Source organism: Mesorhizobium sp. M0028, from assembly GCF_040323855.1.
In the GTDB taxonomy this organism is placed as follows: Bacteria; Pseudomonadota; Alphaproteobacteria; order Rhizobiales; family Rhizobiaceae; genus Mesorhizobium.
On sequence record NZ_JAMYVG010000002.1, the window covers coordinates 311,719 to 333,271 of the forward strand.

The 21,553-nt window shown below is 63.2% G+C and carries 18 protein-coding genes; 16 read left to right on the plus strand and 2 right to left on the minus strand.

Going from position 1 to position 21,553, the window contains the following annotated elements; all coding sequences use genetic code 11:
- The 3 genes from NKJ93_RS06525 (at nt 1) to NKJ93_RS06535 (ending at nt 3,116) form a co-directional block, all read left to right on the plus strand.
- Nucleotides 1-522, plus strand: coding sequence for an RNA pyrophosphohydrolase (locus NKJ93_RS06525; RefSeq protein ID WP_352480951.1), 522 nt, complete (start codon nt 1-3; stop codon nt 520-522).
- Between the two features lie 29 nt (nt 523-551).
- On the plus strand, nt 552-1,721 hold the full coding sequence (alr, locus tag NKJ93_RS06530) for an alanine racemase (protein ID WP_352480950.1): 1,170 nt from the start codon (nt 552-554) through the stop codon (nt 1,719-1,721).
- 138 nt (nt 1,722-1,859) lie between these two features.
- Complete coding sequence (locus NKJ93_RS06535) at nt 1,860-3,116, plus strand: D-amino acid dehydrogenase (RefSeq protein ID WP_352494141.1); 1,257 nt, start codon at nt 1,860-1,862, stop codon at nt 3,114-3,116.
- A gap of 38 nt (nt 3,117-3,154) precedes the next feature.
- Here the strand turns inward: NKJ93_RS06535 and NKJ93_RS06540 are convergent, their stop codons facing one another.
- Nucleotides 3,155-4,036 carry a LysR family transcriptional regulator gene (locus tag NKJ93_RS06540; RefSeq protein WP_352480948.1) on the minus strand — a complete coding sequence of 294 codons (882 nt, stop codon included), beginning with the start codon at nt 4,034-4,036 and terminating at the stop codon, nt 3,155-3,157.
- 375 nt (nt 4,037-4,411) lie between these two features.
- On the opposite strand from NKJ93_RS06540, the gene NKJ93_RS06545 reads away from it, so the two are divergent.
- The 3 genes from NKJ93_RS06545 (at nt 4,412) to NKJ93_RS06555 (ending at nt 7,135) form a co-directional block, all read left to right on the plus strand.
- Entirely contained in the window at nt 4,412-5,908 is a 1,497-nt protein-coding gene (locus NKJ93_RS06545) for a CoA-acylating methylmalonate-semialdehyde dehydrogenase (RefSeq protein ID WP_352588226.1), read from the plus strand.
- A gap of 307 nt (nt 5,909-6,215) precedes the next feature.
- Nucleotides 6,216-6,515 (plus strand): hypothetical protein, encoded by a 300-nt coding sequence (locus tag NKJ93_RS06550; protein ID WP_023719666.1) that lies wholly within the window; start codon nt 6,216-6,218, stop codon nt 6,513-6,515.
- Nucleotides 6,516-6,820: 305 nt separating this feature from the next.
- On the plus strand, nt 6,821-7,135 hold the full coding sequence (locus tag NKJ93_RS06555; protein WP_023719665.1) for a hypothetical protein: 315 nt from the start codon (nt 6,821-6,823) through the stop codon (nt 7,133-7,135).
- A 14-nt stretch (nt 7,136-7,149) separates the two neighbouring features.
- On the opposite strand, the gene NKJ93_RS06560 is transcribed toward NKJ93_RS06555, so the two are convergent.
- Nucleotides 7,150-7,803, minus strand: coding sequence for a GntR family transcriptional regulator (locus NKJ93_RS06560; protein WP_023719664.1), 654 nt, complete (start codon nt 7,801-7,803; stop codon nt 7,150-7,152).
- A gap of 103 nt (nt 7,804-7,906) precedes the next feature.
- Here NKJ93_RS06560 and NKJ93_RS06565 point away from each other — a divergent pair, with 103 nt between their 5' ends.
- The 10 genes from NKJ93_RS06565 to pyc all read left to right on the plus strand — a co-directional run bounded on the left by NKJ93_RS06565 (nt 7,907) and on the right by pyc (nt 21,462).
- Complete coding sequence (locus NKJ93_RS06565) at nt 7,907-8,800, plus strand: dihydrodipicolinate synthase family protein (protein WP_352494143.1); 894 nt, start codon at nt 7,907-7,909, stop codon at nt 8,798-8,800.
- A gap of 48 nt (nt 8,801-8,848) precedes the next feature.
- Nucleotides 8,849-10,099: an NAD(P)/FAD-dependent oxidoreductase gene (locus tag NKJ93_RS06570; RefSeq protein WP_352588228.1), complete on the plus strand. Its 1,251-nt coding sequence runs from the start codon at nt 8,849-8,851 to the stop codon at nt 10,097-10,099.
- Between the two features lie 28 nt (nt 10,100-10,127).
- Entirely contained in the window at nt 10,128-11,129 is a 1,002-nt protein-coding gene (locus tag NKJ93_RS06575; protein ID WP_023719661.1) for a 4-hydroxyproline epimerase, read from the plus strand.
- A 334-nt stretch (nt 11,130-11,463) separates the two neighbouring features.
- Nucleotides 11,464-12,366 carry a branched-chain amino acid ABC transporter permease gene (locus NKJ93_RS06580; protein WP_023719660.1) on the plus strand — a complete coding sequence of 301 codons (903 nt, stop codon included), beginning with the start codon at nt 11,464-11,466 and terminating at the stop codon, nt 12,364-12,366.
- A 4-nt stretch (nt 12,367-12,370) separates the two neighbouring features.
- A complete protein-coding gene (livM, locus tag NKJ93_RS06585) occupies nt 12,371-13,966 on the plus strand; it encodes a high-affinity branched-chain amino acid ABC transporter permease LivM (RefSeq protein WP_352480943.1) in 1,596 nt (531 codons plus the stop codon).
- Entirely contained in the window at nt 13,966-15,477 is a 1,512-nt protein-coding gene (locus NKJ93_RS06590; RefSeq protein ID WP_023719658.1) for an ATP-binding cassette domain-containing protein, read from the plus strand. Before livM ends, NKJ93_RS06590 begins: the two co-directional genes overlap by 1 nt.
- Entirely contained in the window at nt 15,477-16,205 is a 729-nt protein-coding gene (locus tag NKJ93_RS06595) for an ABC transporter ATP-binding protein (protein ID WP_023719657.1), read from the plus strand. The genes NKJ93_RS06590 and NKJ93_RS06595 overlap by 1 nt, the downstream gene beginning before the upstream one ends.
- Nucleotides 16,206-16,222: 17 nt before the next feature.
- The gene (locus NKJ93_RS06600) at nt 16,223-16,570 is read left to right on the plus strand and encodes a DUF6867 family protein (RefSeq protein ID WP_023719656.1); all 348 of its coding nucleotides are present in this window, start codon (nt 16,223-16,225) and stop codon (nt 16,568-16,570) included.
- Between the two features lie 140 nt (nt 16,571-16,710).
- Nucleotides 16,711-17,829, plus strand: coding sequence for a branched-chain amino acid ABC transporter substrate-binding protein (locus NKJ93_RS06605; RefSeq protein WP_023719655.1), 1,119 nt, complete (start codon nt 16,711-16,713; stop codon nt 17,827-17,829).
- A 174-nt stretch (nt 17,830-18,003) separates the two neighbouring features.
- Nucleotides 18,004-21,462, plus strand: a complete 3,459-nt coding sequence (gene pyc, locus NKJ93_RS06610) for a pyruvate carboxylase (protein WP_352588230.1) — start codon at nt 18,004-18,006, stop codon at nt 21,460-21,462.
- The last annotated feature ends 91 nt before the right edge of the window (nt 21,463-21,553 follow it).

Genomic DNA, 21,553 nt, shown 5'->3' on the forward strand with positions numbered 1-21,553 from the left:
ATGGCAAAGAACAAGCTCGTTGACGCCGAGACACTGCCCTACCGGCCCTGCGTAGGGGTGATGGTCCTCAATGGCGATGGCATGGTCTGGGTCGGCCATCGCATTGCCGAGCCGGACAGCGAATTCGCTGGAACCACGCAGCTCTGGCAGATGCCACAGGGCGGCATAGACGATGGCGAGGAGCCGCTGCCCGCGGCGGAGCGCGAGCTTTACGAAGAGACCGGCATGCGCTCGGTGTCGCTGCTGGCCGAGGCGCCGCACTGGATCAAATACGACCTGCCGGCCCATCTGGTCGGCGTCGCCTTCAAGGGACGATATCGCGGCCAAACGCAGAAATGGTTTGCCTTCCGCTTCCACGGTGACGAAAGCGAGATCGAAATCAATCCGCCGCCGGGTGGCCACAAGGCCGAGTTCGACCGGTGGGCGTGGCGGCCGATGCTGGAACTGCCCGGTCTGATCGTGCCGTTCAAGCGCAAGGTCTACGAAGACGTGGTGGCAGCGTTCCGGCACCTGGTGGCGTAGCCGCCGGCCTTCCGCTAAAACAGGTCGGCATGACCGACATCTCCAGCAAATCCCTTCCGCAGACCGTCTCTCTACGGCAGGCCGGCGCCCCGAGTGAGCCGATCAGCGAAGCGGCGGCGGGGGCGATCCTGACCGTCGATCTTGGCGCCGTCCGTGAGAATTACCGGCGGCTGAAGGCGCGTCTGGGCGGCGTCAGCTGTGCCGGAGTGGTCAAGGCCGACGGTTACGGGATTGGCGCGGCGCCGGTGGCGGCGGCGCTGATGGCTGAAGGCTGTGATATTTTCTTCGTCGCGCATTTGGCCGGCGGCGTCTTGCTGCGCAAGGCGCTCGGCTCAGACCCGGCCATCTACGTGCTGAACGGCATTCCGCCAGGTGCGGAACGGGAAGCGGTTGCGGCGGGGCTTTGCACTGTCGTCAACAGCGCCAGCCAACTTGCGGCATGGCGCGAGATGGCCGGGCGGGTGGGCCATAAATTGCCTGCCGCCGTCCAGGTCGACAGCGGCATGTCGCGGCTCGGCATGGCGCCCGAGGAGGTGAAAGCCATCGCGCAGGATCCGCAGGCTTTCGATGGTGTCGAACTGACCTTCGTGATGAGCCATCTCGCCTGCGCCGACGAACCCGAGCAACCGGCCAACGAGCAGCAACGGCTGGAATTCGAACGGCTGCGCCGGATGCTGCCGGGAGCGCCGGCGTCGCTTGCCAATTCATCAGGCATTTTTCTCGGGCAGCGCTATCACTACGACCTCGTTCGTCCGGGTGCCGCTCTCTATGGCATCAATCCGACGCCGGCGAAGGACAACCCGATGCTGCCGGTGGTGCAATTGCAAGCCAAGGTCATCCAGACGCGGATGCTGGAGGCCGGCGCCGGTGTCGGCTACGGCCACACTTTCCACACCAAGGCCCCGCTTGCCGCGGCGACGATTTCGCTCGGCTACGGCGATGGCTGGCATCGACGCGCCGCTTCCGCTGCCTGGTTCGAAAATGTGCGGCTGCCCTTCATCGGCCGGGTTTCGATGGATTCGATCATCCTCGACATTTCCGCATTGCCGCCCGGCAAGCTGAAGGCCGGCGACCTCGTCGAACTGATCGGGCCGTCGTCGCAGACCGTGGACCAGGTAGCCGGCCAGGCCGGCACCATCGGCTATGAGGTCTTGACCAGCCTCGGCCACCGCTTCCACCGGCGCTATGTGAATGGCTAGGACGCAAGCTTGTTGTCCTCACGCATGTCGTTTCCCTCAGCATCGGCACTTGGCGGACGCCGCAGAATCCGGCAGACAGAAGGCGGCGATGATCCCGGACCCGAACCCTGACGAGACGCCGTTGCGGAGAACTAAGCGATGAAGATCTTCGTGCTGGGCGGCGGTGTGATCGGGGTCACCACCGCCTATTTTCTTGCCGAGGCCGGCCATCAGGTGACGGTGATCGACCGCCAGAAAGGCCCGGCGCTGGAAACCAGCTTTGCCAATGCCGGCGAGATCTCGCCCGGCTATGCCTCGCCCTGGGCCGGGCCCGGCGTTCCGCTGAAGGCCGTCAAATGGCTGTTGATGAAGCATGGTCCGCTGGTGGTGCGGCCGGCGCTCGATCCGCATATGTGGATATGGCTGGTCAAGATGCTGCGCAATTGCACGGCTGAACGCTACGCGCTGAACAAGGCGCGCATGGTGCCGCTGGCCGAATACAGCCGCGACACGCTGAAGGCGCTGCGCGAGGCGACCGGCATCGCCTATGACGAGCGCGCCAAGGGTACGCTGCAGCTTTTCCGAACGCAAAAGCAGCTCGATGGCGTCGGCGGCGACGTCGAGGTGCTGAAGACCTATGGCGTCCCTTATGAGGTCCTCGACCCCGACGGCTGCATTGCTGCCGAGCCCGCGCTGGCTGGCGTGCGCGAGAAATTCGTCGGTGGCCTGCGGTTGCCCGGCGACGAAACCGGCGACTGCAAGATGTTCACCGACAGGCTTGCGGAGCTTTGCGCGGCACGCGGCGTCACCTTCGAATACGACACGGAGATACGGCGCGTCGTCAAGAAGCGCGATCGCATCACCAACATCAGCACCAGCAAGGGCTGGATGGTCGCTGACGCCTATGTGATGGCGATGGGCAGCTATTCGGCGCGGTTCATGCGCATGCTGAAGCGGCCCATCCCGGTCTACCCGGTCAAGGGCTATTCGATCACCCTGCCGATCAAGGACGCCGCCGCCGCGCCGGTCTCGACGGTGATGGACGAGAGCTACAAGGTGGCGATCACCCGCCTCGGCGACCGTATCCGGGTTGGCGGCACGGCGGAAATCTCCGGCTTCGACATGCGGCTGCACGAATCGCGGCGCCGCACGCTCGAACATTCGGTCGGCGACCTTTTCGCCGGCGGCGGCGACATGCGGTCGGCCACCTTCTGGTGCGGGCTGCGGCCGATGACGCCGGACGGGCCGCCGCTGATCGGGCGCACCGATTTCTCCAATCTCTATCTCAACACCGGCCACGGCACGCTCGGCTGGACCATGGCCTGCGGCTCGGCCAAGGTTCTGGCCGACATCATCTCCAGCCGGGTGCCAGACATCGACGTCGGCGATCTCGGGCCGGGACGATATGCCAAGTAAGACCCCCAGCAGCTAAGACAGCCAGCGGCCGATAGATCTCACGCGAACAATCCCCGATCCCGTTCGACGGCCTTGGTGATGAAGCTCGCGACGATCTGAACGCGGCGCAGCGGCCTGACCGATTCATGATAGACCAGCCAGTAGGCGCGGCGGATGGGTGCGACGATATCGAGAGGCACCAACTCCGGCATCGAGTGGGCAACGAAGGTGTGCAGTATGCCGATGCCGGCGCCGGAACGCACCGCTTCGGCCTGGCCGAGCGCCGAGGAAATGGCGAAGCTGGTGCGCCAGTCGGCGCTGAATTCGGCCGCGTAGTCGAGCGAGGGACTGACGATCAGGTCCGGCACGTAGCCGATCAGCGTGTGCTGGCCCAGCTCGGCGGCGCTTCCGGGCAGGCCATGCGTGTCGGCGTAGGCCCGCGACGCGAACAGGCCGAGCGTGTAGTCGACCAGCTTTCCCGCCACCAGCCGGCCTTCCGTCGGCCGTTCGACGGTGATGGCAATGTCGGCCTCGCGCCGGGACAAAGAGAAGGAGCGCGGTACCGGCACCAGCTGGATGGTGAGCTCGCGGTGCAGAGCGGTCAGCGCGCCGAGGCGCCTGGCCAGGAAGGCGACGCCAAAACCGTCCGGCGCGCCGATGCGCACGGTGCCCGAAACGTCGTCGCCTTCGCCTGAAACGGTCGAGCGCGCGGCGATCATGTCGCCCTCCATGCGTTCGGCGATTTCGAGGAAACGTTCGCCTGCCGGCGTCAGCTCGCTGCCGGTGGTAAGCCGGCGAAACAGTTTTGTCCTGAATGCATCCTCGAGGGCGGCAATGCGGCGCGAGACGGTCGCGTGATTGAGCTCCAACCGCCTGGCGGCGCCGAGGATCTGGCCGGCGCGCGCCACGGCAAGGAAGATGCGAACGTCATCCCAGTTCATGGGGATGGTCCGTTTCGATAGAGAGCGCCGTGTTCCCGCCCACCCCCCTCTGGCCTGCCGGCCATCTCCCCCGCAAGGGGGGAGATCGGATGTCCGGTCGGCTTTCGCCAATCTCCAACGTCGCAAAAAGGGCGGTAAGGCCGAAGCCGCCAATCTCCCCCCTTGCGGGGGAGATGTCCGGCAGGACAGAGGGGGGTGTGAAGAAACTCAACTCAGCAATCCAAGCGATAGGAGTACACTCCCTATCATTTGCGCCATTTGATGCACAATCGCGCGCCGCTATCTATTTTCTGCACAACGGTTGCGTTTTCACTCGCGTTGCCATCGCTCCCGCAAAGGCGGACAATGCCTCATCACGAACCAGGGAGAGAAACCATGATCGAATACGGTCATTTCATTGGCGGCAAGCGTGTCGCCGGGACCAGCGGCCGCAAGCAGGACGTCATGCAGCCGATGGACGGCACGGTGCGTGGCACGGTGGCGTTGGCTTCGCAGGCGGAATTGCGCGCAGCGGTCGAAAACGCCAAGGCGGCACAGCCCGGCTGGGCGGCGACCAATCCGCAGCGGCGGGTACGCGTCCTGATGCGGTTCCTCGAGCTGGTCGCCAAGGAGTATGACGCGCTGGCCGAGATGTTGGCGCGCGAACACGGCAAGACCATCGCCGACGCCAAGGGCGACATCCAGCGTGGCCTCGAAGTGGTCGAGGTCTGCATCGGTGCGCCGCATATGATGAAGGGCGAGTTCACCGATGGCGCCGGCCCCGGCATCGACGTCTATTCGATGCGCCAGCCGCTCGGCGTCGTCGCCGGCATCACGCCGTTCAATTTTCCAGCGATGATCCCGTTGTGGAAGATCGCGCCGGCCATCGCCTGCGGCAATGCCTACATCCTCAAGCCGTCGGAGCGCGATCCGGGCGTGCCGATGCGGATTGCCGAACTGTTCATCGAGGCCGGCCTGCCGGCGGGCATCCTCAATGTCGTCAACGGCGACAAGGAAGTGGTCGACGCCATCCTCGACGATCCCGACATCAAGGCTATCGGTTTCGTCGGCTCGACACCGATCGCCCAGTACATCTATTCGCGCGGCTGCGCGGCCGGCAAGCGCGTGCAGTGCTTCGGCGGCGCCAAGAACCACATGATCATCATGCCCGATGCCGACATGGACCAGACCGTCGACGCGCTGATCGGCGCCGGCTACGGCTCGGCCGGCGAGCGCTGCATGGCGATCTCGGTGGCCGTCCCGGTCGGCAACGACACCGCCAACCGGCTAATGGAAAAACTGGTGCCGCGCGTCGAGAGCCTGAAGGTCGGTCCGTCGACGGATTCTTCCGCCGATTTCGGCCCTCTGGTCACGGCGCAGGCGCTGGAGCGGGTCAAATCCTATGTCGACACCGGCGTCAAGGAAGGCGCCAAGCTGGTGGTCGATGGCCGCGGCTTTTCCATGCAGGGCTACGAGAACGGCTACTATATGGGCGGCTGCCTGTTCGACAACGTGACTGCCGACATGCGCATTTACAAGGAAGAGATCTTTGGGCCGGTGCTGTCGGTGGTGCGCGCGCCGACTTACGAAAACGCCATCAAGCTTGCCAACGAGCACGAGATGGGCAATGGCGTCGCCATCTTCACCCGCGACGGCGATGCGGCGCGGGACTTCGCCTCACGAGTCCAAGTCGGCATGGTCGGCATCAACGTGCCGATCCCGGTGCCGATCGCCTACTATACGTTTGGCGGCTGGAAGGCGTCCTCGTTCGGCGACCTCAACCAGCACGGGCCGGACGCGTTCCGCTTCTACACCAAGACCAAGACGGTGACGTCGCGCTGGCCGTCCGGCGTGAAGGACGGCGCCGAGTTCGTCATCCCGACGATGAATTAGCCGGACGGTTTCCTGTCTGCGCGTCCTCGCTTCGGCTGCGGGCGCGCGGGCCGGCGTGAAGGACGGCGCCGAGTTCGTCATCCCGACGATGAACTGATCCAAATCGCAGAAAGCAAGAAAAGGCCCGGGCTTGGAGCCCGGGCCTTTTTTGTCGCCGTCTTCATCGGCATGAACACGAATGTGATGGAACCAAGAAGGCAGCAATCCTCTTAGGTTGCAGTCCTGCCGCGAAGGAGGAGCTGGCAGATCAACCAACGGCGCTGGTGACGGCTCCGGGGGGTATCGTCCGGCGCAAAGGAGATGTCAGATGACACGTCTCATGGCGATCATAGCTTGCGCGGCAACGGCGGCGCTTTCCGCCATCCCGGCAATGGCTGCCGAGCAATGCGCGGCACGCGCCGATATGGTCAAGGCGCTCGGCGAGAAGTTTCATGAAAACCCGAGCGCGGTTGGCGTCGTCAATCCGAATGTGGTGCTTGAAGTCTTCGTTTCCGACAAGGGCACCTGGACCATCCTCGCCAGCGATACAAAAGGTCAAAGCTGCGTGATTTCAGTCGGCGAAGGCTGGGAGAGCGCGATGACGATAGCGGCGCTGCCCGGTACCTGAAGTAGGCCTTTCCTATTCACCTGGCCGCAGCCTCGGCACGACAGCCGGGCTGCGGCCCTGTTCTCGGCGACCTTGAAACGGATCTCCCCGCGCCCACTTGAGGCGCGCACGGCTTGCTATTTTTCGTTAGCGATACCATATATGGAACATAGCGAGAACATCCAGAATCGTTCCCGCTGGCGGCAGACCGGAACACGGAAAGGAGCGACGCGATGATGACGTCGGAACCGGCCTGGATCGCTCCGGCAAAATGAGGCCGTCAATCACCTCCCTTTGCCGGATCGTGATGGCAAAGGAGGTGCCCTATGGCACGCAAATCGCTGTTAGGATGGGTGAAGACCGTAGCTTTTGCTGGCTTATTCGCGGTGGGTACGAATGCCGCAAGCGCCCAATATCAATACTGCGTTGAACATGGCGACCTCGTCGCCCACCTGGCCGAGAATTTCCAGGAAAGACAGTTTGCTCTCGGACTGATCGGTCAGGAGGCGGTCATGGAAGTTTTTGTCGCCGATAGCGGAAGCTGGACGGTCATCGTGACCGACGTCGCCGGCAGAAGCTGCATTGTCGCAGCCGGCGAAAATTGGGAAAGCGTGGACGCCCTGCCCGGCCAAAACTCATGAGGGAGCGGGCGGCGTCAGCGCGTAGCAGCTGCCTCAGCGTGGCCGCGCAGCAACGCCATCAGCCGCTTGGCGTCCTTGGCCGCGGCCTCTTCGTCGCCGGCGAGGATCGAGCGGATCAATGCGACATGGTGCTCGGCGGATTCGGCCAAGCCGGTATCGGCCTTGTAGCGGAACCAGAAGCGGCGGCTGTGGGTTTGCAAGGGCGCCGCCAGGCGCGCCGCGAACGGGTTGTCTGCAGCCAGCGCCAGCGCCTCATCAAGCGCCTTGTCGGCTTGGATGAAGCAAAGAACATTTTCCGAAATCACGGCCTTTTGCATGGCCAGCGCTGCGTCATGAAACAGGTCGGCGGCCTCGCGGGTGACGAAGCGGGCGGCCGAGCGGGCAAGCACGACCTCGACGCCGCGGCGGGCGTCGAGGACGCGCAGCCAGTCGCCAGGGTGAAGCGGGGCAATGGCAATGCCGGCACGCGGCCGGACCTCGAGCAGCCCCTCCCAGGCCAGCCGCTGGATCGCTTCGCGCACCGGGGTGCGGCCGAGGCCGAGCCTGTCGATCAGCGCCCCCTCGGTGATGAAGCTCGCGGGCGCCAGTTCGAGCGTCACGATCATATGCTCGAGCCTGCGGTAGGCCTTCGCAGTCGCCGGCTCGGAGCCTGGGTTGTCATATACCAATGCGGCGTCTCCTGATATATTTTTGATATATCATATCCGATTCAACGTTGACAGCCGGCGTCTTAAGAAATATACGACTGATATATCAGATGGAGCGACCGACATGTGGGCCGGAGTTTTCCCCGCCGTTACGACCAAATTCACCGAGGATGATCGCCTCGACCATGCCGAGATGGAGCGCTGCTTTGCGCTGCAGATGGAGGCCGGCTGCGACGGCATCATCGTCTGTGGCTCGCTTGGCGAAGGACCGATGCTGTCGCATGACGAAAAGATCGAGGTGCTGAAGACCGCGCAGAAGATCGCCGGCAACAAACCGGTGCTGTTGACGGTCAACGAAGCCGGCACACGCGAGGCGGCGACGATCGCGCGCCGCGCCGCAAAAGAAGGCGCCAACGGTTTGATGGTGGTGCCGAGCCCGATCTACCATACCAATACCGAGGAGACGGTCGCGGCACTCAGCGCCGTCGCCGCGGCCGGCGACCTGCCGGTGATGATCTATTCCAACCGGCTTGCCTACCGCGTCGACGTCACTGTCGACCAGATGGAGGAACTGGCGAAGGACCAGCGCTTCGTTGCCATCAAGGAGTCCTCCGACGACATCCGCCGCTCGACCGAGATCATCAACCGCCTCGGCGACCGCTATGACCTGTTCACCGGCGTCGACAATCTTGCCTTCGAGGCGCTGTCGGTCGGCGCCATTGGCTGGGTGGCGGGCCTGGTCACCGCGTTCCCGCGCGAGACAGTCGCCATCTATCAATTGATGAGACAGGGCCGCCGCGAGGAGGCGTTGAAAATCTACCGCTGGTTCCGGCCGCTGCTCGACCTCGACGTCTCGACCTATCTGGTGCAGAACATCAAGCTCGCGGAGGTCTTCGCCATCGATACCAATGACCGGGTGCGCATGCCGCGTCAGCCGTTGGCGGGCGAGCGGCGCAAGGCTGTCGAAAAGACCGTCAGGGACGCGCTGGCGGTGCGGCCAGAGCTGCCGGCATTCTGATCCAGTCCCTTCGAGGGTATTTGCAGATGTGCAGCGCGGCGCATGGCAATGAATGATAATGCTACGCTCGATGTTGCCATCATTGGTGGCGGCATTATCGGCATCTGCGCCGCCGGCTTTCTGGCCGAGGCGGGGCGAAACGTCACGATTTTCGATCGGACGGGGATCTGCGAGGAAACCAGCTCCGGCAATGCCGCTGCCTTGGCGTTCTCCGATGTGCTGCCGCTGGCTCACAAGGGCATGATCAGGCAGTTGCCGAAATGGCTCGCCGACCCGCTAGGCCCGCTCAGCATTCCGCCCGCCTATCTGCCGAAGCTGTTGCCCTGGCTGGTCCGCTTCTGGCGGGCCGGCCGAAGCGACCGCTATGAAGCCGGCCTTGCCGCGCAGGCCGGGATGATGAAGCTCGCCGAGGCGGAATGGATGGGCTTGCTCGACCGTTCCGGCACACGGCCGATGCTGCACGAGGACGGCTCGCTCGAACTCTACGAAAGCGAGGCCGAGTTCAAGGCGTCGCTGCCCGGCTGGGCGGCAAGGCAGCGCTTCGGCATCGGCTTCAACCATGTCGAAGGCAGCGCTCTCGCCGCCTTGCAGCCCGGCCTGTCGCCGCGCTTCGCCAGGGGCACGTTCGTGCCGGGGTGGAAGACCGTCGCCGACCCCAAGCTGCTTGGAAAGGCCTTATGGGCCTATGCCGAGAGGTTGGGCGCGAGGTTCGAAAAGGCCCGGATCGAGCGTATCGAGGCGGGACAGGGCGACGCGATCCTGACCATGGCCGACGGTACGACGCGTCGGGCAAAGCATGTCGTCATCGCTGCCGGGGCCTGGTCGCATCTGCTGGCAAGACATCTCGGCGACGGCATCCCGCTGGAGACCGAGCGTGGCTACAACACGACGCTGCCGAAGACTGCGTTCGACGTAAAGCGGCAATTGATCTTCTCCGGGCATGGCTTTGTCATCACGCCGCTCGAGACCGGCCTGCGCGTCGGTGGCGCGGTCGAGCTCGGCGGCCTCGAAAGGCCGCCCAATTATGCGCGCTCGAAAGCACTGCTCGAAAAGGCGCAAAAATTCCTGCCAGGGCTGGATCCGGCCAATGGCCGCGAATGGATGGGGTTCCGGCCGTCGCTGCCGGATTCGTTGTCGGTGATCGGGCGGTCGCAAAAAACGCCGTCGGTGGTGTATGGCTTCGGCCATGGTCATCTCGGCCTGACCCAGGCCGCGGCGACCGGACGCTTGATCCGTGAGCTCGTTCTCGGGCAGGGTCCATCGCTCGATCTCGGTCCGTTCAGTCCGCAACGGTTTTGAGATCGAAGACATTCAGTTGGGAGCCGGCATGGCCAAGAATTCCTTCTTCTGCATAGACGGCCACACCTGCGGCAATCCGGTGCGGCTGGTCGCCGGCGGCGGACCGCTGCTCAACGGCTCGACGATGATGGAGCGGCGAGCGCATTTCCTGGCCGAATATGACTGGATCCGCACCGGGCTGATGTTCGAGCCGCGCGGCCATGACGTGATGTCCGGCTCGATCCTCTATCCGCCGACGCGCGAGGATTGCGACATCGCCATCCTGTTCATCGAAACCTCCGGCTGTCTGCCGATGTGCGGCCACGGCACAATCGGCACTGTGACCTTTGCCGTCGAACATGGGCTGATCAAGCCGAAGACGCCGGGCGTGCTCAGGCTGGATACGCCGGCGGGCCTGGTCGTCGCCGAGTACAAGCAGGTCGGCGACTATGTCGAGGAGGTGCGCATCACCAATGTGCCGTCCTTCCTCTATGCCGAGGGACTGACGGTCGAATGCCCCGGGCTCGGCGAGATCAGCGTCGATGTCGCCTATGGCGGCAATTTCTACGCCATCGTCGAACCGCAAACGAACTATCGCGACATGGCCGACCATTCGGCGGGCGAGCTGATCGCCTGGAGCCCGGTGGTGCGGCAGCGGCTCAACGAGAAATATTCCTTCGTCCACCCGGAGAATCCCGGCATCGACAAGCTGTCGCACATATTGTGGACCGGTGCGCCGACCAACCCGCAAGCCGATGCCCGCAACGCCGTCTTCTACGGCGACAAGGCGATCGACCGCTCGCCCTGCGGCACCGGCACCTCGGCGCGGATGGCGCAGCTTCACGCCAAGGGCAAGCTTGGGGTTGGCGACGACTTCGTCCATGAATCGATCATCGGCTCGCTGTTCAAGGGCAGGGTGGAAAAAGAGGTCACCGTCGCCGGCAAGCCGGCGATCATTCCGTCGATCGGCGGCTGGGCACGGATGACCGGATTGAACACGATCTTCATCGACGACCGCGACCCGTTCGCGCACGGCTTCGTCGTCAAATAGAAAAAACGCTGACGCAGGGGAAGAAAGAGAGCGTAAACGGATTGCGATCAACGACGCAACGATCCCGCTCATCAACTTATTTTGACGGCGATTTCTTCGAAACGAGGCGCATGGTGCGGTTGAATCGTCAAAGACATTGCGTTAGGCCAATGGTAGGGTCCGCGATGGTCCAGGGGCCGGACGGGAATAAAACGGGCAATCGGACGGCGTGCGGCGAAAACACGCATAGCCATCGAAAAATCACGTTGCAATCCGGGCTCGAAACTTTACGACTAGGGGAAATACGAAAAGGAATGCGTCTGCATGGGCGACATTCCAGGGGAGCCACGACAGCATGCAGTATTTTGTCCAGCAGCTTATCAATGGGCTGACGCTGGGATCGATCTATGGGCTGATAGCGATCGGCTATACGATGGTCTACGGCATCATCGGCATGATCAATTTTGCCCATGGCGACATCTTCATGGTCGGGGCATTCACCGCCCTCATCGTTTTCCTCATTCTCGGCGCATTGTTCTATTCCTTGCCGGTGGTGATCGCGCTGCTGATCATGATGATCGTCGCGATGCTGCTGACCAGCCTGTATAATTGGACGATCGAGAAGGTGGCCTACCGGCCTTTGCGCGGTTCGTTCCGGCTGGCCCCGCTGATCACCGCGATCGGCATGTCGATCGCCCTGTCGAACTTCGTCCAGGTGACGCAAGGGCCGCGCAACAAGCCGATCCCGCCGATGGTGTCCACGGTCTACAACATCGAGGGCATCAGCGTATCGCTGAAGCAGATCATCATCGTCATCGTCACCGCGCTGCTGCTGGCGCTGTTCTGGTATTTGGTCAACAAGACCTCACTAGGCCGGGCGCAAAGGGCATGCGAGCAGGACCGCAAGATGGCGGCGTTGCTTGGCATCGACGTCGACCGCACCATCTCGATCACCTTCGTCATGGGTGCGGCCCTTGCTGCCGTCGCCGGCACGCTGTTCCTGATGTATTACGGCGTCATCGCCTTCTCCGACGGTTTCACGCCCGGCGTGAAGGCGTTCACCGCGGCGGTGCTCGGCGGCATCGGCTCGCTGCCCGGCGCCGTGCTCGGCGGGCTGATGATCGGCTTCATCGAAAGCATGTGGTCGGCTTATTTCTCGATCGACTACAAGGACGTCGCCGCCTTCTCCATCCTGGCGATCGTCCTGATCTTCCTGCCTTCCGGCATATTGGGCCGGCCAGAAGTCGAAAAGGTCTGAGGTCATGGCGGTCACTGTATCTCCGGAGCGCGGCGTCGTCGCCACCCCAGTGCAACGCGCCACGCGCGAGGCGCTTTATGCTGGTGCCATCGCGCTCGGCCTGTTCGTGCTGTTCATCGGCCTGCGGACCGATCAGAACATCTCCAACGAGCTGATCCTCGTACAGCGCTGGGGCCTGCTCGCCGCCGTGGTGATCGCCACCATGCTCGGCCGCTTTCTCTACGTTGCCTACGGCCAGCCCTTCCTGGCCAACCAGAAGATTGCCGACATCGCCACCGGGCTGTTGCCGGAAAGCGTGGCGACGCGGTTCTTCCGGTTGCCGTATTTCATTGCTGCCGTCGTCGTAGTGGCTGTGCTGGCGCTGCTGGCCGGCTCGCTCGATGGTTTGCTGGGGCCGGGTCTCGCCGGTTATGCGCGCTTCGCGCGGGCGCTGGCGATCATCTATGCGCTGGCCTCGGTGCTGTTCTATTTCCGCACCTTCATCCTCGCCCATTTCTCGGCGTTGGGCATAACCGCACTGGCGCTCTACCCGATCATCGTCGTGGCGGTGCTTGCCGTGTACGCAGGGTCGATGGCCGGCGGGTTCCAGGGTTCACTGAAATGGGTCGACAATTTCGGCATCCAGATCCTGATCTATGTGATGCTGGCCTGGGGGCTGAACATCGTCGTCGGCCTCGCCGGCCTGCTCGATCTCGGCTACGTCGCCTTCTACGCGGTCGGCGCCTATGCCTATGCGCTGCTCGGCACGCATTTTGGCCTGTCGTTCTGGATCCTGCTGCCCGCCGCCGGCGCCATGGCCGCCTTCTGGGGGGTATTGCTCGGGTTTCCGGTGCTGCGTCTGCGCGGCGATTATCTGGCGATCGTGACGCTTGCCTTCGGCGAGATCATTCGTCTCGTGCTGATCAATTGGCGCGAGGTTACGAACGGCTCGGCCGGCATCTCCGGCATCCCCAAGGTCACCTTTTTCGGCCTGATGACGTTCAACGTTTCGGATCCGAATTATATCGCCAAGGTGTTGGATATCGCCACATCGAGCGCCTACTACAAGATATTCCTCTACTATCTGATCCTGGGGCTCTGCCTGCTCACCGCCTTCGTCACGATAAGGCTAAGGCGCATGCCTGTCGGCCGCGCCTGGGAAGCGCTGCGCGAGGATGAGATCGCCTGCCGCTCGCTCGGCATCAACACCACCACCACCAAGCTCACTGCCTTTGCCACCGGCGCCATGTTCGGCGGCTTCGCCGGCTCGTTCTTCGCGGCACGGCAAGGTTTCGTCAGCCCCGAATCCTTCATCTTCCTGGAGTCGGCCATCATTCTGGCTATGGTCGTGCTTGGCGGCATGGGTTCGCTGGTTGGCATCGCCGTCGCCGCCATGGTGATGATCGGCGGCACGGAGGTGCTGCGCGAACTCGATTTCCTGAAGCAGGTCTTCGGCCCCGACTTCACCCCGGAACTCTACCGCATGCTTTTATTCGGCATGGCCATGGTCATCGTCATGCTGTGGAAGCCGCGCGGCTTCGTCGGCAGCCGTGAACCGACAGCCTTCCTCAAGAAGAGCAAGGCCGTATCCGGCTCCTTCACCAAGGAAGGCCACGGCTGATGAGTGATACGAACCCATCTCCCATGAACGATGCCATCCTGCAGGTCGACCATCTGTCGATGAAATTCGGCGGTCTGGTCGCCATCGGCGATCTCTCCTTCCAGGCCAAGCGCGGCGAGATCACCGCGCTGATCGGACCGAACGGCGCCGGCAAGACCACGGTGTTCAATTGCATCACCGGTTTCTACAAACCGTCGGAAGGCATGCTCACGCTCAATAGGCGCGACGGCTCGAGCTATCTGCTCGAACGCCTGCCGAACCATGAAATCCCGGCACGCGCCAAGGTGGCGCGCACCTTTCAGAACATCCGCCTGTTCTCGGGCATGACGCTGCTCGAGAACCTGCTGGTAGCCCAGCACAACAAGCTGATGAAGGCGTCCGGCTACACCGTGCTCGGCCTGTTCGGCTTCAGCGGCTACCGGAAGGCATCGGCCGAGTCGGTCGAACTGGCCAGGCACTGGCTGGAGAAGGCCGATCTCGTCGACCGTGCCGACGACCCGGCCGGCGACCTGCCCTATGGCGCGCAACGACGCCTCGAGATCGCGCGGGCGATGTGCACGGGTCCGGAGTTGCTCTGCCTCGACGAGCCGGCTGCCGGCCTCAATCCGAAAGAATCAATGGCGCTCAACGCGCTGCTGATGGACATCAAAGACAACACCGGCACCTCGATCCTGCTGATCGAGCACGACATGGCGGTGGTCATGCAGATTTCCGACCACGTCGTGGTGCTCGAATACGGGCGCAAGATATCGGACGGCAGCCCGCATTCGGTACGCACGGACCCGCGCGTCATCGCTGCCTATCTCGGCGTCGAAGACGAGGAAGTCGAGACGGTACTGACCGAAGTCGGCGACGAGGACGTCATCGAGCAATTGGACACCGGTCCCGATTCCGCGCACGGCCCAGGCACATCGTCTTCGTATCTCGCCGGACCGGTGACCGATACGATCGGCCACAGCGAGGGCGAGCGCGTGACCGTGTCGAAAGGCGCCTCGAAAGCCGGGCAGTTCGATGCAAAGTCGAGTGCCGCGGCAAGCAAGGCAGCAGCGCAAGCCGCCGCTCCCCCGGCCAAGGCGGAACCCGCTGCAGCTAAGCCGACCGCGAAACCCTCCACGGCTAAGGCGCCGGCCAAGTCGAAGGTCGCGGGCGTTTCGAACCGGCTCACAGCGCCACGTGGCGGCGAGGCCGACAATCTGACCCGCATCAAGGGCATCGGCACGGTCAACGAGAAGAAGCTTAACCAGCACGGCATCTTCCATTTCGACCAGATCGCGGCATGGAAGAAAGCCGACGTCGCGGCCGTCGAGGCCTATCTCGCCTTCGACGGACGCATCGCCCGTGAGGACTGGGTTGGTCAGGCCAAGCTTCTCGCCGCCGGCAAGGAGACGGAATTTTCGCGCCGCGTCGACGCCGGGAAAGTGGAAACGAGCCACGCTTCCGGGAAAACTGCGAAAACAGTTGCCGGCAAGACTGCTGCCGCACCTGCGGGCAAGCGCGGAGGGCGCAAGTGATGGCCGGCACAACGCTGCTCGATATCAAAGGCGTCCAGACCTACTACGGCAACATCAGGGCGCTGAACGGTGTCGACGTCACCGTCAGGCAGGGCGAGATCGTGGCGCTGATCGGCGCCAACGGCGCCGGCAAGTCGACGCTGATGATGACCATTTTTGGTGCTCCGCGGGCCCGGGCGGGCACGATCACCTTCGCCGGCACCGATATTACCCAGATGCCAACGCATGAGATCGCGCGCATGCGGATCGCCCAGTCGCCGGAGGGCCGGCGCATCTTCCCGCGCATGACGGTGATGGAAAACCTGCAGATGGGCGCCAGCCTCGACGGCCTCAAGCATTACGACGAGGACGTCGAGAAGGTGTTCACGCTGTTTCCGCGCCTGAAGGAACGCATCGCCCAGCGCGGCGGCACCCTGTCGGGCGGCGAACAGCAGATGCTGTCGATCGGGCGTGCGCTGATGGCACGGCCGAAGCTGCTCCTGCTCGACGAGCCGTCGCTCGGCCTGGCGCCGCTGATCGTGAAGCAGATCTTCGACGCCATCCGCGAGTTGAACCGGACCCAAGGGCTGACAGTGTTCCTGGTCGAGCAGAACGCCTTCGGCGCGCTGAAGCTCGCGACGCGCGGCTATGTCATGGTCAACGGCAATGTGACGATGAGCGGCACCGGCAAGGAGCTGCTCGCCAATCCGGAAGTGCGCGCCGCCTATCTCGAAGGCGGCCACCACTGAGTTCAGGAGACTTCATCATGCAGGGCATTCTCTACGAGGAACCCTCGATCTGGCAGTTCTTCTTCGTCACCTGCCTGCTCGGCGGCTGGGCGGCATGGATGACCGGCAAGGCCAGCGCCCAGACATGGCGCAGCTTCCTCCAATTGTTCGCCTACATGCTCGGCCTTGGCATTGGCGTAAGGTTCATTCATCACGCGCTGTTCGGCGGCACGATGTTCTCGCTGCATTACTATATCGTGGATACGATCGTACTGATGATATTGGGCTTCATCGGCTATCAATACACGCGCACAAACCAGATGGTGACACAGTATAATTGGCTCTATGAAAGAGCATCGGTTTTGAGCTGGAAGCCGAAAGGTTGACGTTCATGATTAACGCCGTTTCGGGGATGAATCGGCGTGACAAGTGCCTGAAAATCGGCAAAGTACGTTTTCTGCGAGTAAAAGTGGGCATCGCATGAAAGCATCATCCAACGCCCACTCCGTAAATGGGAGCGTTTTACATGAAAAAATCACTTTTGTCCGCCGTCGCCCTGACCGCGCTGATCGCGTTCAGCGGCAGCGCGTGGGCTGACGTCCTGGTTGGCGTCGCCGGTCCGATCACCGGTCCGAATGCCGCCTTCGGCGCGCAGCTGCAGAAGGGTGCCGAACAGGCCGTCGCCGACATCAATGCGGCCGGTGGCATCAATGGCGAGCAGATCAAGCTCTCGGTCGGCGACGACGTCTCCGATCCGAAGCAGGGCATCTCGGTCGCCAACAAGTTCGTCGGCGACGGCGTCAAGTTCGTGGTTGGCCACTTCAACTCGGGCGTCTCGATCCCGGCGTCGGAAGTCTACGCGGAAAACGGCATCCTCGAGATCACGCCGGCCGCGACCAATCCGAAGTTCACCGAACGCGGCATGTGGAACACGTTCCGCACCTGCGGACGTGACGACCAGCAGGGCAGCATCGCCGGCGCCTATCTCGCGGCGAACTTCAAGGATGCCAAGATCGCGGTCATCCACGACAAGACGACCTACGGCCAGGGCCTTGCCGATGAGACCAAGAAGGCGATGAACGCAGCCGGCCTGACGGAAGTCATGTACGAAGGCGTCAATGTCGGCGACAAGGACTTCTCGGCGCTGATCGCCAAGATGAAGGAAGCCGGCGTTTCCATCATCTATTGGGGTGGCCTGCACACCGAAGCCGGCCTGATCATCCGCCAGGCGGCTGACCAGGGCCTCAAGGCGACGCTGGTTTCCGGCGACGGCATCGTGTCGAACGAGCTGGCCTCGATCGCTGGCGACGCAGTTGCGGGCACGCTGAACACGTTCGGCCCGGATCCGCGTCTGATCCCGACGAACAAGGAACTCGTCGAGAAGTTCCGCGCGCAGGGCTTCGAACCGGAGGCCTACACGCTTTACTCCTACGCCGCCATGCAGGCGATCGCCGAAGCAGCCACCGTTGCCAAGTCGAACGACCCGCAGGAAGTTGCCAAGGCGCTGCATGAGAAGGGTCCGTTCAAGACCGTTCTGGGCGACCTCTCCTATGACGCGAAGGGCGATCCGACGTTGCCCGGCTACGTCATGTACGAGTGGAAGAAGGGCGACGACGGCAAGTACACCTACATCCAGAAGATGTAAGCCTGTCGACGACGATAATTTTGGAGATGCCCGGCGCTTGCGCCGGGCATTTCCGTTTTGACGGCATCGAGTTGATTTAAATCGGTTTAGCCGCTGCCCGATTTTGTTTGCACTGCAGCATTTTCGCGCTAATCATGTCCGGCAGTTCCCTTCCCCGTGTCCGGAGCCCTGTCCTTGGCAATCTCGAAGATCCTTGTCGCCAACCGGTCCGAAATTGCCATCCGCGTCTTCCGCGCGGCTAATGAACTCGGCCTCAAAACCGTGGCGATCTGGGCGGAGGAAGACAAATACTCCCTGCATCGCTTCAAGGCCGACGAAAGCTACCAGGTCGGGCGCGGGCCGCACCTGACCAGGGATATGGGGCCGATCGAAAGCTATCTGTCGATCGAGGAGGTTATCCGCGTCGCCAGGCTTTCGGGCGCCGATGCCATCCATCCAGGCTACGGCCTGCTGTCGGAGAGCCCGGAATTCGCCGAGGCCTGCGCCACGGCCGGCATCATCTTCATCGGGCCAAAGCCGGATACGATGCGCAGGCTGGGCAACAAGGTCGCCGCCCGCAATCTCGCAATCGAAGTCGGTGTGCCGGTAATTCCCGCCACCGATCCCTTGCCGGACGACATGGCGGCGGTGAAGGAACTCGCCAGGACGATCGGCTACCCGGTGATGCTCAAGGCGTCCTGGGGCGGCGGCGGCCGCGGCATGCGCGCCATCCGCTCCGAGGCCGATCTCGCCCGCGAGGTGATGGAAGGCAAGCGTGAGGCGAAGGCGGCTTTCGGCAAGGACGAGGTCTATCTCGAGAAGCTGATCGAGCGCGCCCGCCATGTCGAGGTGCAGGTGCTGGGCGACACGCATGGCAATGCGGTGCATCTGTTCGAGCGCGATTGTTCGATCCAGCGCCGCAACCAGAAAGTGGTCGAGCGGGCGCCGGCTCCCTATCTCGAAATGTCGCAGCGCGAGGAGCTTTGCGCCTATGCGCTGAGGATCGCGCGCGAAACCAGCTATATCGGCGCCGGCACGGTCGAGTTCCTGCAGGATGCCGATACCGGAAAATTCTATTTCATCGAGGTCAATCCGCGCATCCAGGTCGAGCACACCGTCACCGAACAAGTGACCGGCATCGACATCGTCAAAGCACAGATCCACATACTCGACGGCTTTGCCATCGGCACGGCGGAATCGGGCGTGCCGACGCAGAAGGACATCAGGCTCAACGGGCACGCGCTGCAGTGCCGCATCACCACTGAAGACCCCGAGCATAATTTCATCCCCGACTATGGCCGCATCACCGCCTATCGCGGCGCCACCGGCTTCGGCATCCGCCTTGATGGGGGCACCGCCTATTCGGGCGCGGTCATCACCCGCTTCTACGATCCATTGCTGGAAAAGGTGACGGCGTGGGCGCCGACGCCGGCCGAGACCATCGCCCGCATGAACCGGGCGTTGCGCGAATTCCGAATCCGGGGCGTGGCGACCAATCTCACCTTTCTCGAGGCGATCATCAATCACCGGAGCTTCGCCGACAATTCCTACACCACCAAGTTCATCGACACGACGCCGGAACTGTTCGCCAGCGTGAAGCGGCAGGACCGCGCGACCAAGCTGCTCAACTATCTTGCCGACGTTTCGGTCAATGGCCATCCCGAGACGCGCGGCCGGCCGCAGCCAAAAGCAGATGCGGCGCCACCGGTGGTGCCATATCTCAACGGCAATGTGCCTGACGGCAGCAAGCAGAAGCTCGACGTGCTCGGGCCGGAGAAATTCGCGGCGTGGATGCGCGAGCAAAAAGAGGTGCTGGTCACCGACACGACAATGCGCGACGGGCATCAATCCTTGCTCGCGACGCGTGTGCGCACCTATGACATCGCCGGCATCGCCGGCACCTATGCGCGCGCTCTGCCGCAGCTTTTGTCACTCGAATGCTGGGGCGGCGCAACATTCGACGTCGCCATGCGCTTCCTCACCGAAGATCCATGGGAGCGGCTGTCGCTGGTGCGCGAGGCAGCACCCAATCTTCTGCTGCAGATGCTTCTGCGTGGCGCCAACGGCGTTGGCTATATTAACTATCCCGACAATGTCGTCCAGCATTTCGTCCACCAGGCCGCTGCTGGCGGCATCGACCTGTTCCGCGTCTTCGACTGCCTGAACTGGGTCGAGAACATGCGTGTGGCCATGGATGCGGTCGGCGCCGAGGGCAAGCTGATCGAAGCGGCGATCTGCTATACCGGCGACATACTCGATCCGGCGCGGGCGAAATACGATCTGAAATACTATGTCGGCCTGGCCAGCGAATTGCAGGCGGCGGGCGCCCATATCATTGCCGTCAAGGACATGGCGGGGCTTCTAAAGCCGAGTGCTGCCCGCGTGCTGTTCAAGGCACTGCGCGAGGCGACAGACCTGCCGATCCACTTCCACACGCACGACACATCCGGCCTGTCGGCGGCCACCGTGCTGGCAGCGGTGGAGAGCGGTGTCGACGGCATCGACGCGGCGATGGATTCGCTATCTGGCAACACCTCGCAGCCATGCCTGGGTTCGATCGTCGAGGCGCTGAAGGGCACCGAGCGCGATCCGGGCCTCGACCCGCAATGGATCAGGAATATCTCGTTCTACTGGGAGGCGGTGCGCAACCAGTACGCCGCCTTCGAAAGCGACCTGAAGGGGCCAGCATCGGAGGTCTATCTGCACGAAATGCCTGGCGGGCAGTTCACCAACCTCAAGGAACAGGCGCGCTCGCTTGGGCTGGAGACGCGCTGGCACGAAGTGGCGCAGACCTATCACGACGTCAATCTGATGTTCGGCGATATCGTCAAGGTGACGCCGTCGTCCAAGGTCGTCGGCGACATGGCGCTGATGATGGTCAGCCAGGACCTGACCGTCGCCGACGTCGAGAATCCGGCGCGGGACATCGCCTTCCCGGATTCTGTGGTGTCGATGTTGCGCGGCGACCTCGGCCAGTCGCCGGGCGGCTGGCCAAAGCCATTGCAGAAGAAGGTGCTGAAGGGCGAAAAGCCGATCACGGTGCGGCCGGGTTCGCTGCTCAAGGCGGCGGACCTCACGGCCAGCCGCAGGGAGGTCGAGGAAAAGCTCGAGCGCAAGCTCAGTCAGTTCGAGTTCGCGTCGTGGCTGATGTATCCGAAGGTGTTTTCGGATTTCGCCGCCGCGCAGGAGACCTACGGCCCGGTCAGCGTGCTGCCGACACCGACCTATTTCTACGGCATGAAGCCGGAAGACGAGATTTTCGTCGACATCGAGAAAGGCAAGACGCTGGTGGTGCGCTGCCTTGCCATGGGCGATGTCGACGAAAAGGGCATGGTCACCGTGTTCTTCGAGCTCAACGGCCAGCCGCGCCGCGTGAAGGTACCGGACCGGGCGCATGGCGCGTCCGCTGCCAAGGCACGGCGCAAGGCGGAGCCGGGCAATGAGGCGCATGTCGGCGCGCCGATGCCCGGCGTCGTCTCGGCGCTTGCGGTCGCTGCCGGCCAGGCGGTGAAGGCCGGCGACGTGCTGCTGTCGATCGAAGCGATGAAGATGGAAACGGCGCTGCATGCCGAGCGCGACGGCACCATCGCCGAGGTGCTCGTCAAGGCCGGCGACCAGATTGATGCCAAGGATCTGCTGATCGCATTCGGGTGAAATAGGCCGGCATCAGACAGCCTTGTCGGCGCCTGGCAGCAGCCCTTCATGCCGCATCGATAGCACCTTGACCCGCCGCGCCCGGTCGGGC

What these genes read in the sequence shown, in the direction of transcription:
- NKJ93_RS06595 (WP_023719657.1), top strand. Translation starts at nt 15,477, where the DNA reads ATGGCCGGCACAACGCTGCTCGATATCAAAGGCGTCCAGACCTACTAC.
- NKJ93_RS06545 (WP_352588226.1), top strand. Translation starts at nt 4,412, where the DNA reads ATGATCGAATACGGTCATTTCATTGGCGGCAAGCGTGTCGCCGGGACC.
- NKJ93_RS06590 (WP_023719658.1), top strand. Translation starts at nt 13,966, where the DNA reads ATGAGTGATACGAACCCATCTCCCATGAACGATGCCATCCTGCAGGTC.
- NKJ93_RS06555 (WP_023719665.1), top strand. Translation starts at nt 6,821, where the DNA reads ATGGCACGCAAATCGCTGTTAGGATGGGTGAAGACCGTAGCTTTTGCT.
- NKJ93_RS06540 (WP_352480948.1), bottom strand. Translation starts at nt 4,036, where the DNA reads ATGAACTGGGATGACGTTCGCATCTTCCTTGCCGTGGCGCGCGCCGGC.
- NKJ93_RS06605 (WP_023719655.1), top strand. Translation starts at nt 16,711, where the DNA reads ATGAAAAAATCACTTTTGTCCGCCGTCGCCCTGACCGCGCTGATCGCG.
- NKJ93_RS06565 (WP_352494143.1), top strand. Translation starts at nt 7,907, where the DNA reads ATGTGGGCCGGAGTTTTCCCCGCCGTTACGACCAAATTCACCGAGGAT.
- NKJ93_RS06525 (WP_352480951.1), top strand. Translation starts at nt 1, where the DNA reads ATGGCAAAGAACAAGCTCGTTGACGCCGAGACACTGCCCTACCGGCCC.
- NKJ93_RS06575 (WP_023719661.1), top strand. Translation starts at nt 10,128, where the DNA reads ATGGCCAAGAATTCCTTCTTCTGCATAGACGGCCACACCTGCGGCAAT.
- NKJ93_RS06580 (WP_023719660.1), top strand. Translation starts at nt 11,464, where the DNA reads ATGCAGTATTTTGTCCAGCAGCTTATCAATGGGCTGACGCTGGGATCG.
- NKJ93_RS06535 (WP_352494141.1), top strand. Translation starts at nt 1,860, where the DNA reads ATGAAGATCTTCGTGCTGGGCGGCGGTGTGATCGGGGTCACCACCGCC.
- NKJ93_RS06550 (WP_023719666.1), top strand. Translation starts at nt 6,216, where the DNA reads ATGACACGTCTCATGGCGATCATAGCTTGCGCGGCAACGGCGGCGCTT.
- NKJ93_RS06600 (WP_023719656.1), top strand. Translation starts at nt 16,223, where the DNA reads ATGCAGGGCATTCTCTACGAGGAACCCTCGATCTGGCAGTTCTTCTTC.
- alr (WP_352480950.1), top strand. Translation starts at nt 552, where the DNA reads ATGACCGACATCTCCAGCAAATCCCTTCCGCAGACCGTCTCTCTACGG.
- livM (WP_352480943.1), top strand. Translation starts at nt 12,371, where the DNA reads ATGGCGGTCACTGTATCTCCGGAGCGCGGCGTCGTCGCCACCCCAGTG.
- NKJ93_RS06570 (WP_352588228.1), top strand. Translation starts at nt 8,849, where the DNA reads ATGAATGATAATGCTACGCTCGATGTTGCCATCATTGGTGGCGGCATT.